The organism is Vreelandella indica (assembly GCF_037070225.1).
In the GTDB taxonomy this organism is placed as follows: domain Bacteria; phylum Pseudomonadota; class Gammaproteobacteria; order Pseudomonadales; family Halomonadaceae; genus Vreelandella; species Vreelandella arctica.
In genome coordinates, this window is sequence record NZ_JBANSO010000044.1 from 1 (window position 1) to 15,488 (window position 15,488).

Here is a 15,488-nt window from a genome sequence, read left to right on the forward strand (position 1 = left end):
CTCGGTCACGGGCACGTGGCTACCGGAACGAGGCCAACTTTATCGCCATGATCTACCTGATTGGGAGCCCGGTGGGCCGCCTATTCGATCAGGCCAAATCCACGTGAAGTGACGAAGAACCTATATTTTGCGATCTAGTACGTAAGGGAAAATCGCTATGAAGGAGCCAAACCGAAGCAGTTTCTGATCGTTTATTTCACTCAGAAAGAGCTTTTGCGGTTCGGAAAATCACCTCAATCCCCTTCGCAAGCTTCTTGTAGTCAGTCCATTCCTCAGGCGCATGAGAGATACCATCGCGGCTCGGGACGAAGATCAATCCCGTCTGCGTTATTTTCGACAGGATCATAGCGTCATGCCCTGCGCCACTGGGCATCCAACGCCAATTTATTCCACTGGCATTGGCATCTTTAGCGAACTGTTCCTGAATCTCTTTGGCCATTGGCGTGGACGGAATGGTTATCTTTTCGTTGATCTCGAACGTAAGACCGTCATCCAGAAGTTGCTTCAACTCTGTGCGAAGCTTGCCCTTGATCTCGGCAACGTTTTCCGCCTGCGGCGACCGGATATCAACGCTGAAAGAGACACTATTAGGAATGACGTTCGCACCACCCGGTTGAGCTACTATACGCCCGACAGTGCCAACAGCTGCCTTATCCACCTCTATAACGATATCAGGAATCCGAGCGATAACAGCTGCTGCCCCGACCATCGCATCTTTTCGGGCATTCATTGGAGTCGTTCCCGCATGGCCCGCCGCACCAATCACGGTCACCTCAATCTGTGACAGCGAGACAACCTCGGTGACAATGCCGATGTCTTCCTGGTTTTGTTCAAGAACCGGCCCCTGCTCAATGTGCAGCTCCAGAAAGGCGTGGAGAGAACCTGCTGACAGCGCCACTTCGTCAGACCTTGAAGGATCCAGCCCAAACTCTGACATTGCCTGTGCAACGGATATGCCGTTTTGATCTTTCAGTTCATACAGTTCCTGCTGTTTGACCTGGCCCGTCAGAAGACGAGAACCCAATAGCCCACTACCGAAACGGCCACCTTCCTCCTCAATCATCGCAATAATCTCGACAGATCGTTCTGGTTTCAGGCCAAGTTCTTGAAAAACAAAAGCCGTTTCAAGCCCGGCGACCACCCCAGCGGGGCCATCAAAGTTACCGCCGTTCGGAACAGAGTCGAAGTGCGACCCCACTAACACTGGCGGAAGGGCCGGGTTTTTGCCCTCAATTCGCCCAAAAAGATTTCCGACGGCATCTTCTCTCGTCTGCAGTCCCGCCTCTTTCATTTTCGCCAGTAGATAATCTCGTGTATCTCTGTGCTCTGCGCTGTAGGTAAGGCGGGTAGTTCCTTTACCAGGTGTCGATGTGAACCGTGCGATACACTCGATCATATCCTGAACTCGGAATTCGTTAATATGCTGCTGTGTCATTAGATCAATCCTGTAAAAATACCTGCTATAACAACGGATACCATAGTCACCGTGACAAATCCGGCGACCAGCATGGAAGGCATCATATGTGCGGAGAGGGCTGCGCGCTCTTTCTCATCGTCGGTAAGCGTGTTTACCACCTCGTTAGTAATAACGTAGTCCGCGGGGAACCCATAGAGCGCTGTCAGTGAGCAGGCAAAAGCCATGGCCGGCGTCATCCCCAAAAGTTTGCCCGCAACGTATGAAAAAATGTACATGCCGGAGATGCCGATAATGATCGCCCCGAACATTGGGCCAGCGAGACCAAGCAGCATTTCAGGTGTTGCCCGGTTGAGGCCGCCAAAAATAAACAGCATCAAAACCATGATGACAAAGCCGAAAGAGTTCGCCGACTGCAGTGGCTGGCGTTCAAGGAAGCCAAAAGAGGATGCGAGTACCCCACCAATCAAACAAAGTACAAAGGGGCTTATTTCGAAAACAGGTTGAATTAGTTGAGCCACGCCCCACGCCAGAAAGGCAACAACTCCTAGCCGGAAAAGTTTGAAGTACACCGTGTTGTAGGCAGGTGGCATCTTCTGGAAGAGGCGCGGCAGAGGATTTTCGCCCAATGTCGAACCGGTTGCAGCATCATCAGTGACTACCCATTGTCCAGCCCGATAAAGGTTGAGAACGCGACATCCTTCTCGCTGAAGCATCAGCGACGTTAACGGATAGCCAATGAAGCCCTGCATCACATATATCAATATAGCAAGCACCGCGAGGCTCTCAAGTCCGGCCTCAGAAGCTGCTTGCGACATGATCAGTGACGACACAATGCCGCCTGTTAGTGGAGGAGTTGCTACAATTACTGTTTGGTAATCAAGAAAAAGCCGTCCCACAGTGAATAGAATTGCTGCTATACCAGCGATCCCGCAAAGTGCAATGACGACCGTTCGCCATTGCCGCTTCAATTCATCGATCGACAGCAAAGTGCCCATATTGGTAATAAGCAGGTATATAGCGAGATAAACCACAGGTGTTGGAATGCCCGCGATCTCAACTATATTTGCGGGAAAAAAAGTCCAATAGCCAATTAGAAATAAAACGGCACATACAAAAACTGAAGGCAGCTTTGATTTGGTACGTAAAGCGGCCACATCGCCGATATAAAGAATGAACGCGAGTATTGCGAAGGCTGCGAGTTGTGACATGAGAACCCCTTTTTTCGGTTTGAACGCAGCCCGCTAAGTAGCTTTAAACTTGTAATATGCTGCGCGCTAAAACTCAATATAGATCCATATGGATTTATATTGCAACAGGATGGTGGTATGTATACCGTTGAAAGAGGTATCAAGGATGACTGACAAAAGGTTATCAATGCTTGAGGAGACCTTCTCCTCAGATCTGTGCTATCTAATGGCAATGAGCCACATCGTACTGGCTAATAACCAAGTAACTAGCCGTTTTATCGAAAAAAACTATGATATGCCAGTAAATGCGTGGTCAACGCTTTATGCAGTCAGCTATTTTCCAGGCATTCTCGCAAAAGACGTACAAATCCTCTTCCCACGACCACAGAACTCGATCAGCAGGGCAATCAAACTGCTTGAGGATCGTTGCCTGATCAAACGTGAAGTAGATAATAATGACACGCGCGCTAAGCAACTTTTTCCTACCGCCGAAGGCGCCGCCTTGCTTTCGGAGATCGAAAATAAGGTGGTTCGGCGTCAAGAAGAGGTATTCGGCGCGCTGACAGACTTAGAACGAAAAACGTTTCTGAGCCTCTGCCGAAAGATCATCGATAGTGGCGAGCTAAATAGCTCATCAGCGCTCGATGTATTTTAGTGCTGCCGTTGATAGCAAGCATTTGAGAAGGTGACGGCATTTTTTCAATGGCCGCAAACATAAAGATATCCATATGTGTCATGTCCGAAGCAGAAGCTATCATCTTTAATGAACGATTATTGCTGTTGTCAGAAGATAACAAGGACAGTCAGCAGGAGGCTCGCGTCTATGGGCTAGGTATGTCAGTTAAGAGAGGCTGCATAAATGTTAATGACAGTCACCGATCAGGATGAACAACGCTAAGCCCTTAACGGCAACGCAGCCCCGATAGCAACAAAGATACCGCCGCAGGTGCGGTTGAATCCGCGGCCGACGCGTTTTAACCAGTGACGAATGCGGTTGGCCATATTAGCGAGCAGGCCTTCCACGATGCATTCGATAACCACAAAGGTGCCTGCCAGCACCAAGAATTGCAGCATCAAACTTCCCTGTGGGTCGATAAACTGAGGTAGGAAGGCGCTGAAGAACAGCAGCACCTTGGGGTTAGTAATCGATGCCAGTACGCCTTGGCGATAAAGGTGCCATCCGCTCGCTCGGCTTGCATTCACATCAATTTCGCCTGTAATCGGCGGCGAACGCCACACTTGAATACCCAACCAGACAAGGTAGGCACCACCGACCCATTTCAGCACCGTTAGCCATACCACTGACGACTTGAGCAGCGCACCAATCCCAAACATGCACAGGGCAATAATCAGGAAAAAGCCTGTGGCACCGCCAATGATGGTAAACAGCGTTTTGCGGCTACCATGCATGGCGCCATGGGTCAGCGCCAACAGGCCGTTTGGCCCTGGCGAAAGCGATAGACCAATGCAGGCGATCAGGTATAAAAGCCATGTGTCCAATAACATGTTAATGCCTCACCCGTGGAAAATGCGTACGTTGTGCCAGCATGTCACCGTTGTTTGGCGTTTTCCATCCGTTAATGCACCGACAATAAAAAAGCCTCCTGGGCGTATACCCAGGAGGCGTTCGGCTTCTTACTTTATTAATACGTTCGCGCGTCGTTCGTGCGGTTACATAACGCTTATGCGAACACTTCCGTCCACTCGTTGCGCTTGGCCAGCAGGTTGCGGGCCAGTTCCTGGGCACCTTCCAGGCTGTGGCTGGCGGCCCAGCCGCACTGCATTTCATTGCAGGCAGGTACTTCGGTAGCGACCAGCACATCGTTGAGCGTTTGTTCGATGATCGTCAGCACGCCGTCATAGTCGTCGTGATTGATCATCGCGATATAGAAGCCGGTTTGGCAGCCCATGGGGCTGATATCGACCACTTTATCAGTGTGATTGCGCGACAGCTCAGCCATCAAGTGCTCAAGGGAGTGCAGCGCTGGCATTTCCATGTGATCTTTATTGGGCTGGCAGATCCGCAGGTCGTATTTGTGGATACGGTCGCCGTTCTGGCCTTCTTTGATGTCGGCTAAACGCACGTATGGAGCTTTTACCTTAGTGTGATCCAGGTTAAAGCTTTCGACGTTCATCTTTTTATCGGTCATGTTAGCTCCTTTTTACTTAAAACTTTTCGCTTAAACCATTTCGCTTACACCTTGGGCGCGTCAAAATTCCATGGCTCATCGGTGTAAACACACACGTTGGCATCTTCAATATCGCCATCGGGTGACTCAACGTGCTTGGCGAAGAAGTCTTGAATCTCTTTACGCTGGCAGTGCGCTTCAAACTCTTCACGACTGGCCCAAATTTCATGAAACACGATCGGATAACCGGTGCCCTGGGCAAAGGGGTTGTCAATCTGGCGCGTTACCGTGTAGTGAATGCAAGCATCTTCCCGGTGCGTATTCGGTTCTAGGGTCTGAAGTGCTTTAAATACGGCTTCTTCCTTGCCTGGCTTGGGTTTAAAGCCGGCAACACAGTAAATTTTTTCTGACATGCTCATATCCTAAGTCGTTAAGCGTGCGTCATTATGCGGCTTGTCTACGCAGGTTCACAACCTAGCGAATAATGCGTTCTGCTAGTGCTTCTAGATCGGTGACTGTCATATCAGGCTCAATACCCCATGGGTCAAACGGAGCATCCGAACTGCGCCGTATCCACGCACTTCGTAACCCGGCATGGGTGGCGCCAATCACATCGAAGGGATTGCTGGAAATTAGCCAGGTGTGTTCAGGGCGGGTTTCCAGGCGGCTACGCAGATGGGAATACACGGCGGGGTCTGGCTTGAAGCGCTTTACTTCATCCGCGCTGATGACGTCATCCATATGGCTCTCAACGCCCGCACGCGTCAGTAGCGTCGAGACGGCATCGGCAGTGCCATTTGAGAACGCCACACAGCGAATGCCTGCATCGCGCAATTGATCCAAGGCGGGCACGACATCATCAAACGCAGGTAGCTCAGCATACACCGCCATTAAGTGATCGTGATCGTTATCGGAAAGGCCGGTTTGTAGCGCCCGGTCGATAAAGACCAGCGCTTCGCGGGTACATTCAGAAAAGGGCACATAGGCGCCCATCAGGCCGTGGCGGAAGCTGTATTCAAGCTGCTTCTCCCGCCAACGGCGGGCAAATTCGCCTGCTTTGGAAGCATCGGCCAAGCGTCGTTCCAGCTCAACGGTCACTCCCTGGGTATCAATCAGCGTGCCGTAAACATCGAAGGCTAATACCGGCTGCATCGTGGGCCTCTCCTTTACTATCAATTGGCTAACAACTGTATTCAGCATAGTCGTGGCCTACAAAAACAAAAGCGCCGCTGCACAGGCAGCGGCGCTCAAAAGGCTAATATAGGTGATTAAACCGTAAAGGCAGCCTCCTGCTGGCCGGTTTTAAGGTCGCCGGAGCGCACTAGTTCATCAGTTACGCGGTCGATGGCGCGTTTGGCGCGGCCAATCATTTCGTCCACTTCATCGCGGTTAATGGTCAGCGGTGGTGCAAAGCCGAGAATATCGCCTTGGGGCATGGCGCGGGCAATCAGGTTTTCTTCCATTGCCGCTGCTGCAACACGCGGGCCGACTTTCAACGCGGGGTCGAAGTGCAGGCGTTGCTTGGCGTCTGGCGAGAACTCCAGCGCCGCCATCAGGCCGACACCGCGCACGTCGCCCAGTAGCGGATGACCTTCAAAGTTAGCTTTTAGCTGCTGCTGGAAGTAAGCACCGGTTTCCGACGCGTTACCCACCAGGTTTTCACGCTCAATGATATCCAGGTTAGCAAGCCCTGCCGCACAGCCCAGCGCATGGCCTGAGTAAGTCCAGCCGTGGCCGATGGGGCCGTATTCGCCGGTGCCTTGCTCAAGCACTTGCCACACTTTCTCACCGACAATCACGCCGGAAAGCGGTTGGTAAGCACTGGTTAAGCCTTTGGCGATGGTGACCAGGTCAGGCTTCAAGTTGTAGTGATGGCTGCCGAAATCAGAACCGGTACGGCCAAAGCCACACACCACTTCATCGGCAATCAGCAGCACGTCATACTTCGCCAGCACGGCTTGAATGGCATCCCAGTAGCCTTCCGGCGGCGGTACGATACCACCCGTACCCAGTACCGGTTCGCCGATAAAGGCGGCGACGGTATCCGGGCCTTCTTCCAGAATCATCGCTTCCAGTTTCTCGGCGCAATAGGCAGAGAACTCAAGCTCAGTCATGCCGTGCTGCTCAGCGGCGCGCAGGTAATAGTGCGGCGCTTCGGTATGGCGAATGGTGTCAATCGGCAGATCGAAGTGATCGTGGAACGCTTTCAGACCGGTCAGCGAGCCAGAGGCGATACCGGAACCGTGGTAGCCACGCATACGCGAGATGACCTTTTTCTTCTGCGGGCGACCCAGTACGTTGTTGTAGTAGCGCACGATCTTGAGCTGGGTTTCGTTGGCGTCTGAACCGGACATACCGTAGTAGACCTTGGACATGTTCATGCCCGCGATCTTCAGAATACGCTCGGAAAGCTCGATCTGCGGCTCGTTAGAGTGGCCTACGTAGGTATGGTAGTAGGAGAGTTCTAGCGCTTGCTTGTAGATCGCCTCGGCGACTTCGGTGCGCCCATAGCCGATGTTGACGCAGTAAAGCCCGGCAAAGCCGTCGATAAATTCGCGGCCGTCTTTATCTACGATGTTGATGCCTTTACCGCCGGTAATCACGCGGCCCGGCAGGTCGCCGTGGGCAAAATCGCGCAGGTGGGTAGAGGCGTGGAAAGTGACTTTACGGTCGCGTTCGATCAAATCCTGATGCAAGCTCATAGCGTTCTCTCTGTACGGTAAACCTCCCCGCATTGCGGGGAGGATGTTTTAAATTATTGTCAACTTGGCGATTAGCTGCCTGAGACTGAACCCAGCGCACCCAGGCAGTAATATTTCGTTTCCAGATATTCATCAATACCGGTGGCACCACCTTCACGGCCAAGGCCGGACTGCTTCACGCCGCCAAAGGGTACCGGCGGGCCGGTCATTTTGACGGAGTTAACGCTGACCATGCCGTACTCAAGTGCGCGCATCAGCTTCCAGATACGGCGGATATCGTGGGTATAGATGTACGCGGCCAGGCCGTACTCGGTGTCGTTGGCCATTTCGATCACTTCGTCATCGGTGCTGTAAGCGGTAATCCCGGCTACCGGAGCAAAGTTCTCTTCCCGCCATACCTTCATTTTTGGCGTCACGCCGGTCAGCATCACCGGCATAAAGAAGTTTTCACCCGGAGCCTGGCTTTGGTCACCACCAATCATCTTGGCGCCTTTGGAAATGGCGTCATCGACAATCGAAGCCGCTTTTTCCACCGCCTGACGGTGAATCAGTGGGCCCAGATCAATTTCACCCTGCAAGCCATTACCCACAGTAAGTGCGGCCATGCGCTCGGCGAACTGTTCGACGAATTCATCATGAATGGATTCGTGTACCAAAATGCGATTGGCGGCTAGGCAGTCCTGCCCGGCGGTTTGGAACTTGGCATCGACTGCTGCATAAGCAGCCTGCTTCGGATCCATATCCGGTCCAACGATAAACGGCGCGTTGCCACCCAGCTCCAGAGAGAGCCGCTTGACGGTGTTGGCGCTCTGTTCGATCAGCAAACGGCCCACGCGGGTGGAACCGGTGAAGGAGAGCGCACGAATACGCGACTCGCCACAAAGAATTTTGGAGACTTCCGCCGGGTCACCCAGCACGACGTTGAAAATCCCTGCCGGAATCCCCGCCCGCTCGGCAAGCTCCGCCAGCGCCAACGCAGAGAACGGCGTTTCATTGGCAGGCTTTACAATCACCGGGCAGCCAGCGGCCAACGCAGCCGCGGCTTTGCGGGTAATCATTGCTAGCGGGAAGTTCCAGGGCGTAATCATCGCCGCGATGCCGACCGGCTCTTTAATGGTGCCGAGTGACGCATTCGGGATATGACTGGGAATAGTTTCGCCGTAGGTACGCTTGCCCTCTTCCGCGAACCAGCGCACGAAGCTGGCACCGTACTCGACTTCGCCACGGGCGTCGGGCAGTGGCTTGCCCTGCTCCAGCGTCATGATGGTGGCGAGGTCTTCACGGTTGGCTTGAATCAGGTCGTACCAGGCCAGCAAACGCTCGCAGCGTTCATCAGCGCGCAGTGCCCGCCAGTGTACAAACGCCGCTTCGGCAGCATCCACAGCGGCAGTGATCTGCTCGGCTTCCAGCAACGGGATATGGCCAATGGCTTCATTGGTGGCGGGGTCATACACCGCTTCTTCGCGACCGCCTTCCCCATGGGTCCATTTACCGTTCACGTAGGCGTACTGCCGGAACAGACGCGGATCTTCCAGGCGCTTGGCCAGCGTGGTCGATAGTGTGGTCATGGAAACCTCCCTCAAATGCAGTCTGGCTAACCGAGCGCTGCAATAACTGTGTGGCATTGTCAGCAAGCTCATTGCCTTGCCGTCGAATGCACATAGGTTAACGGAGAGGCGCCACGAAGTGTTTTTGAAAACCGAGGCTTATCACGCGACTTTTTTTGTCAGCGGACGTTTGGCAGTGCTTTTTTTTGGTTGTACTTGGTAATAGCTTTTGGTGGGGCTTAAAGAATGTCGTCGGTATCGATGCCGATAGGAACCCGCTTGACGGTTTTGGTCACGATATAGGTGAAGTAGCGCTCGATACCGGCTTCGGACACCAGCCACTTATCCATCAGGCGCTGGTAGCTATCGATCGTACGCGCTTCAAACTTCACCAGGTAATCGACACCTCCCCCTACCGCGACACACTCGGTGACTTCGGGGGTTTGCATCACCAGCGCTTCAAAGCGGGCGAAACTTTCGGCGTTGTGTTGTTTAAGTTCGATCTGCACCCATACAGGATTGCGCGGCACCAATACCTCGCTATCGATGCGCGCGCTGTATCCCTGAATAATACCGGCTTTTTCCAGCCGTTTTACCCGCTCCCAGCAGGGGCTGACCGAGAGGTTGATCGCCTCGGCCAGCTTCGACTTGGTGATCCGCCCATCGCGGGAGAGGATATCGAGGATTTTGAGATCAAAACGGTCAAGTTTCATCATGCCGGGGGCTACGCCTCCAGGCGTTCGACAACATCGGCAATCACCGCCAGGGTGTCGCCCATATTGATGAGCGAGGGCGCGCGGCGAGCCATCAAAATACCGTCGCGCTCCGCTTTATAGGCGACCGGATCGGTACCGCTGCGGGTCATGTCGTACACGTAGGCAATCGTCTGGCCTTTTTTCACTTCATCACCCAAGGCCACCAACAGCTCTAACACGCCGGAGTGCTGGCTCTGCACATAGCAGCTGGCATCGGGCATATCGAGATACATCTGCCCGCCTGCGGGCATTTCGACTTCGCCTTTGACTAGCCCGTAGTGAATCAGGAAATTGCGCACGCCGCGTTCGGCAATGGCGATACTTAAGGGAGTCGACGTGCCGCCGCCGCCAAGCTCGGTGGCCACAAACACTTTGCCCTGGCGCTCGCAGGCGGTGTCGAAGAGTTTTTCCGCATCCAGCTCAAACATCACCATGGCGTAGGGGGCGCCAAACGCTTTGGCGCCTTCCAGCGCGGACTGCTGCTGCGCTTTGTTATCCAGTACGTGAGACGCACCAAACGGCAGAATATCCAGCGTACGGCCGCCAGAGTGCAGATCAAGTACCACATCACTCATCGGCACCAGCACACGGGTAAAGTAGTCGGCAATCTGCGGCGTGACGCTGCCGTTAGGGTCGCCGGGAAAACTGCGGTTGAGGTTGCCTTTATCCATCGGCGAGGTGCGCTTGCCCGCCATCACGGCTGGGGTGTTCATGCATGGCACGATAATCACCCGCCCTGTTACGTCTTCTGCTTTAAGCGTTGAAGAGAGCTTCAGCAGCGAGGTAATGCCTTCGTACTCATCACCGTGGTTGCCGCCGGTCAGCAGTGCCGTGGGGCCGTCGCCGTTCTTGACCACGGTCACCGGAATCATCACCGCGCCCCATGCAGATTCGTCAGTGGAGATGGGCAGTTTTAAAAAGCCGTGCTGCACGCCATCGGCATCGAAATCAACGGTGGCGGAAATGGGGCTTGGCCGCAATTGGTTCGCTTGATCAGTCATTGGATATTCCTTTTTTACAAACCACTACTTAACAAACAGCTGGCGCGGAAAATTGGCCAGGGTTTCGCAGCCGTCTTCGGTAATTAAGATGCTTTCGGTAATTTCCAAGCCCCAGTTTTCCTCCCAGAGCCCGGGCATAAAGTGGAACGTCATGCCCGGCTCCAGAATAGTGTCATCGGAGGGGCGCAAACTCATGGTGCGCTCACCCCAGTCGGGGGGGTATGAAATACCGATGGGATAACCACAGCGGGCGCCGCCGCGGTCAAAACCGTATTTATCCATCGCCGCACCCAGCGCCATGGCAATATCCGCCGTGCGGTTACCGGGTTTGGCCACTGCCAAGCCGTTTTCAATGCCTTCCAGCAGCGCCGATTCGGCACGGATAAAGTCAGTGGGCGGCGTACCCAGGAAAACCGTACGCGACATGGGCGCATGGTAGCGCTTAAACACCCCGGCAATCTCAAAGAAGGTCCCCTCGCCTTTGCGAAAAGGCGTGTCGTCCCAGGTCAGGTGCGGTGCAGCGGCGTCTTTACCGGTAGGCAGCATGGGCACAATGGCGGGATAGTCACCGCCAAAAACCTTGCCATTCCCATCAACAAAGCCTTCAATGCCTACGCGGTAAATTTCCGACACCAGCTTGCTCTTCGGCAGGCCGGGTTCAATCACTTCCAGAATACGCGTATGCATGCCTTCCACGATTTTGGCGGCAATGCGCATATAGGCCACTTCCTGGGGCGATTTGATCGCACGACACCAATTGACCAACGCATTGGCATCCATAAAGCGTGCATGGGGCAGCTCTTTCAACAGGCTCAGATAGGCCTTGGCGGAGAAGTAGTAGTTATCCATCTCCATACCCACCACACCCAAGTGCCAGCCACGATCAGGCATGATCGACTGCGCCAGATACTCCATTGGGTGCATATCCGGATTTTGCACATAGTAATCCGGGTAGTAGGTGATGTTGTCGGGATCAATCCAGCAGGTGCGCAGGGCACCGTTGGCATCCATGCGCCGACCAAACCATACCGGCTCGCCTTCGAGGCCCACCAGGACACACTGATGCACATAAAACGACCAACCGTCGTAACCGGTTAGCCAGGCCATATTGGAAGGGTCACTGACGATTAATACGTCAATGCCACGACTGGCCATTTCAGCACGCACTTTCCACAGGCGGGTAGCATACTCTTCGCGTGTGAAAGGTAGGGAAACCTGAGTCATCGGGCAACTCGCCATTAAGGATCACCAAGAACCAACGTGCTGCCTACTGTTAGGCACACAACGCTGGGCCACAGGATCGACCTGGCCACCACCGATCAGGCGTCGGGGTTGCATCTGCTGCGGTTGCAGCAGGCCCGCCAATGTCGTCTTAAGGCGATACTAGCACCGACCCTTGGTTAGCGGTCAAAGGCTTTATGACAAAAAGTGCATAGAACATCATTATTTAGGCTGAGCGAGCTTGCAACAGTCCCCATCGCTCACCATGATAACGGCAGTGAAGACACTTTTATCGAGAGGAGGCGGGATGAAAATTATTGTCCATATTGACGAAGCTGCACAGTGGCAGGAGGCGCTTTCACAGGCACTGCCCCAAGCCACAGTGCTAACTAGCGAAGCACCCGCGGAGGAGCGCAAACAGGCTGACTACCTCGCCATTTGGAAAGCGCCTGCGCATTTGCTGCAAGAACAGACTCAACTAAAAGGGATTATCAACTTAGGCGCCGGGGTGGATTACCTGCTGAAAACGCCAGGGCTGCCTAGCGATGTACCGATTGTGAAGTTACGCGATGCGGGCATGGGCGAGTTAATGGCCGATTACGCCCTGTATGGTGTGCTGCATTTTTACCGCAGCATGGACCGTTACCGGGAACAGCAGCAAAGCGCCACCTGGCAACCACAGGCCGTGGTAGAGAAATCGCAGTGGCCGGTGGGTGTACTAGGCCTGGGGGCTATAGGTGGTTTTGTGGCCAGCGCTTTGCAGCAAGCTGGTTTTCCGGTGTTGGGCTGGAGCCGCTCGCCCAAGCAAATTAGCGGCGTGCATTGCTTTCACGGCGATGACGGGTTAACCGAACTGTTAGGTCAAGTACAAAGCTTAGTCACTATTTTGCCTGACACGGAAGCGACCAAACACATTCTTAACGCCGAGCGTCTTGCCCAATTACCCAAAGGCGCCAGCGTGATCAACCCAGGCCGGGGCAGCTTGATTGATGAACAGGCATTGCTGGATGCGTTGGGCAGTGCTGACCAGCCGGGCCACTTGCGAGGGGCACTACTGGATGTCTTTCAGGAGGAACCGCTGCCGACAAACAGTCCGCTATGGCAGCATCCCAATGTGGTCGTTACACCGCATATGGCGGCGCCTACGCCGCTGAATGATGCCATCGACCAGGTAATTTCCTACTTACATGCCTTTGAATCAGGTGAAAAACTCTCCACCGTCAACCCGGACGCGGGCTACTGAAGCCCTCCTCCACCGCGGTTATACTAGCGCGCTGGGAACCAAGCGCTGGCTAAAGGCTCTTAGGAAGACACCATTTTTGGAGGGACGGCCTTGGTCAATGTTTTCGCACGACAGCCTAGCCGCATGCTTGCGGGGATAGGGTTGAGTCTTGCCGCTTTCTGGTTGAGCGGCATGGCGTTAGCAGCAGACACACTCAAAGACCCACGCCCCTTTGAGGCCCAATACCGGCTTGAAGTGCGCGGCTGGCCTGGGGCCACCATCACCCACCGGCTCACTAACGAAGGTAGCCACTGGTTAAGCGACATGCGTTTTTCCATTACCGTGGCACGCGGCCAGGAATTCAGCCGTTTTGCTGTCAACGGCGATGAGACCCAGGCGCTGCTCTTTAATAGCAGCTACTCAGTGCTAGGCGTCGGTGATAGCTATGAATTAAACGAAAACGATATTCCCAGCTTAGATCGGCAAACGGCGCTGTTTGATTTATCGCGCCGGGCGGGGCATGAAAACTGCATCGAGAGCGCCCCCTGCGAGATTGAGTTTGTTGATCAAAAGGGGCGTGATGAGCACTTTCAGTATTATGTTACAGAAAAAAATACCAACGCCCCTGACACCATTAGCGTCCCTGCCGGTGAGTTTGAAGCGCTGCAGGTATCCTTGATTGATATAGAGAAACCTGACCGCCTGCTGCAACTTCACTTTCACCCCGACTGGCCCGGCTTGATTCTGTCTGCGGTGTACCAAAAAGAGGGCAGCCGCGAAACGCAGCTGACGTTAACCAACTTCAACCCAGACGGGGGCACGACGCCCTAAATGTTTTCAGGCTTATTGATTGTTTTGTTACCGCTGGTTCTTGGCTACTTGGTACCGGTGCATGCCACCCGCATTCAGCAGTTAATAAACCGAGCCGTTAGCGGCTCGGTTTATTTGATTTTACTGTTCATGGGCATCAGTTTGGCGGGTCTAGAAAACCTAGCTAGCCAATTTTCACGCTTAGGTGGCAACGCCCTACTGCTATTTAGCATTACCACCGCCTTTAACCTAGCAGCGCTTTGGTGGTTATCATGCCGTTTGCCCCTTAAGGCAGGCAACTCGCCGGTGGTAAAGAATGCACCCACCAGTAAATTGGCCGCCATGCAGGGCTCGCTGTTGCTCGTTGCTGTGGTGGCGGGCGGCGTTATCGTCGGCCTGCTGGCAGGGCCTCTTGTGGGCGAAGGGCTTTTCAGCACCGCCGATTTACTCGCCGAATGGGTGCTTTACCTACTATTAGCACTGATTGGTTGCCAGCTGCGCAACTCAGGCATGCCTCTTAGACAAATCCTGCTTAACCGTATGGGGCTGATGATTGCAGTCACCCTAGCAATCAGCTCATTACTGGCGGGCCTAGTTGCCGCCCCGCTGCTTTCACTTAGCTGGAACGAAGGGTTGGCGATGGCCTCGGGCTTCGGCTGGTATTCGCTTTCGGCGATTCTAATTGGCGATCAATTAGGCCCACTAATGGGTGGCGTGGCATTCTTCAACGACCTCACCCGCGAGCTGCTGGCGTTTATCCTGATTCCGTTGGTGATCCATCGCCATACCGCGCTGGCGATTGGCTACGGCGGGGCGACCTCTATGGATTTCACCTTGCCCGTCATTCAGCAACATGGCGGCGTGGCCTGCGTCCCTATCGCCGTGGTCAGCGGGTTTATTCTTTCGCTGCTATCCCCCCCGCTGATCCTGTTTTTTCTTTCACTATCGGCTTAAATGCGGCGAGGCCATGCTTTTTTTCGCAGTGGCCTCGCCCCCTGCCCTAAGCGATTAATAAGCAAGCCAAAGTTACTATTTACTTTTGTTAAAAAAACAGCCTAGCTCACTAAAGATACAGGAAAATTCAACAAACAAAAATAGAAAAAACCCTCTTATCTTTTATTAAATTTTAAACATAACCCTTTAAAGCCAAAGCATTTAACGGACTTAACCGCTCTTCCATTGTGCCTCTTTAGCTCTTCCGATACTTATTTAACACGCATATTGATGTAGGTTATGGTTGCCCCCCATTTAGCTAACCTATGATTCCTCAACTATAGTTTTTAAGTAGCGCCTGCTCTTAAGTAGCGACTTCCGATGCAACGCCTAGAGGCATGGTAGCCGAGGGTAAGGAAAGGAAGTCATTAAAGAGTAATGAGCTAGCCCGGATTTCTCACAGGGTATAAAAGAAAGCGGCTGAAAGTGCTATGATTTCAAGAACCTAACCAATCCATCAAGCACCAACAGCCGCTTCCAAAATGGTACCTGAAAAGCTGACCT

At 53.6% G+C, this 15,488-nt stretch carries 15 protein-coding genes; 4 read left to right on the forward strand and 11 right to left on the reverse strand.

Translation table 11 applies throughout. The features are described 5' to 3' along the window. Positions 1-196: 196 nt before the first annotated feature. Both V8L71_RS19610 and V8L71_RS19615 read right to left on the reverse strand, forming a co-directional pair. Positions 197-1,435 (reverse strand): Zn-dependent hydrolase, encoded by a 1,239-nt coding sequence (locus V8L71_RS19610; RefSeq protein ID WP_336275202.1) that lies wholly within the window; start codon positions 1,433-1,435, stop codon positions 197-199. After that, a complete protein-coding gene (locus tag V8L71_RS19615; RefSeq protein ID WP_336275203.1) occupies positions 1,435-2,625 on the reverse strand; it encodes a hypothetical protein in 1,191 nt (396 codons plus the stop codon). The genes V8L71_RS19610 and V8L71_RS19615 overlap by 1 nt, the downstream gene beginning before the upstream one ends. Before the next feature lie 166 nt (positions 2,626-2,791). Here V8L71_RS19615 and V8L71_RS19620 point away from each other — a divergent pair, with 166 nt between their 5' ends. Next, positions 2,792-3,259 (forward strand): MarR family winged helix-turn-helix transcriptional regulator, encoded by a 468-nt coding sequence (locus V8L71_RS19620; protein WP_336275204.1) that lies wholly within the window; start codon positions 2,792-2,794, stop codon positions 3,257-3,259. Positions 3,260-3,498: 239 nt separating this feature from the next. Here the strand turns inward: V8L71_RS19620 and V8L71_RS19625 are convergent, their stop codons facing one another. From V8L71_RS19625 to doeA, 9 genes are all read right to left on the reverse strand, one after another. Beyond that, positions 3,499-4,110, reverse strand: coding sequence for a LysE family translocator (locus V8L71_RS19625; RefSeq protein WP_336275205.1), 612 nt, complete (start codon positions 4,108-4,110; stop codon positions 3,499-3,501). A 176-nt stretch (positions 4,111-4,286) separates the two neighbouring features. Continuing rightward, positions 4,287-4,754: an S-ribosylhomocysteine lyase gene (locus tag V8L71_RS19630; RefSeq protein ID WP_101147450.1), complete on the reverse strand. Its 468-nt coding sequence runs from the start codon at positions 4,752-4,754 to the stop codon at positions 4,287-4,289. 44 nt (positions 4,755-4,798) lie between these two features. Next, a complete protein-coding gene (locus V8L71_RS19635; RefSeq protein WP_008956294.1) occupies positions 4,799-5,146 on the reverse strand; it encodes a putative quinol monooxygenase in 348 nt (115 codons plus the stop codon). Positions 5,147-5,207: 61 nt separating this feature from the next. Next, the gene (locus tag V8L71_RS19640; protein WP_336275206.1) at positions 5,208-5,885 is read right to left on the reverse strand and encodes a haloacid dehalogenase type II; all 678 of its coding nucleotides are present in this window, start codon (positions 5,883-5,885) and stop codon (positions 5,208-5,210) included. A 116-nt stretch (positions 5,886-6,001) separates the two neighbouring features. Further along, positions 6,002-7,435 carry an aspartate aminotransferase family protein gene (locus V8L71_RS19645; RefSeq protein ID WP_336275207.1) on the reverse strand — a complete coding sequence of 478 codons (1,434 nt, stop codon included), beginning with the start codon at positions 7,433-7,435 and terminating at the stop codon, positions 6,002-6,004. Positions 7,436-7,506: 71 nt separating this feature from the next. After that, positions 7,507-9,003: an NAD-dependent succinate-semialdehyde dehydrogenase gene (locus tag V8L71_RS19650; protein ID WP_336275208.1), complete on the reverse strand. Its 1,497-nt coding sequence runs from the start codon at positions 9,001-9,003 to the stop codon at positions 7,507-7,509. Between the two features lie 218 nt (positions 9,004-9,221). Then, positions 9,222-9,698: an Lrp/AsnC family transcriptional regulator gene (locus tag V8L71_RS19655; protein ID WP_336275209.1), complete on the reverse strand. Its 477-nt coding sequence runs from the start codon at positions 9,696-9,698 to the stop codon at positions 9,222-9,224. An 8-nt stretch (positions 9,699-9,706) separates the two neighbouring features. Further along, complete coding sequence (gene doeB / locus V8L71_RS19660) at positions 9,707-10,738, reverse strand: N(2)-acetyl-L-2,4-diaminobutanoate deacetylase DoeB (RefSeq protein WP_336275210.1); 1,032 nt, start codon at positions 10,736-10,738, stop codon at positions 9,707-9,709. Positions 10,739-10,762: 24 nt separating this feature from the next. Then, positions 10,763-11,962, reverse strand: coding sequence for an ectoine hydrolase DoeA (doeA, locus tag V8L71_RS19665; RefSeq protein ID WP_176302433.1), 1,200 nt, complete (start codon positions 11,960-11,962; stop codon positions 10,763-10,765). A 304-nt stretch (positions 11,963-12,266) separates the two neighbouring features. On the opposite strand from doeA, the gene V8L71_RS19670 reads away from it, so the two are divergent. The 3 genes from V8L71_RS19670 to V8L71_RS19680 all read left to right on the forward strand — a co-directional run bounded on the left by V8L71_RS19670 (position 12,267) and on the right by V8L71_RS19680 (position 14,945). Next, complete coding sequence (locus V8L71_RS19670) at positions 12,267-13,202, forward strand: 2-hydroxyacid dehydrogenase (protein ID WP_336275211.1); 936 nt, start codon at positions 12,267-12,269, stop codon at positions 13,200-13,202. 90 nt (positions 13,203-13,292) lie between these two features. Beyond that, the gene (locus V8L71_RS19675) at positions 13,293-14,012 is read left to right on the forward strand and encodes a hypothetical protein (RefSeq protein ID WP_101147457.1); all 720 of its coding nucleotides are present in this window, start codon (positions 13,293-13,295) and stop codon (positions 14,010-14,012) included. After that, the gene (locus V8L71_RS19680; RefSeq protein ID WP_101147458.1) at positions 14,013-14,945 is read left to right on the forward strand and encodes a LysO family transporter; all 933 of its coding nucleotides are present in this window, start codon (positions 14,013-14,015) and stop codon (positions 14,943-14,945) included. Positions 14,946-15,488 lie beyond the last annotated feature (543 nt).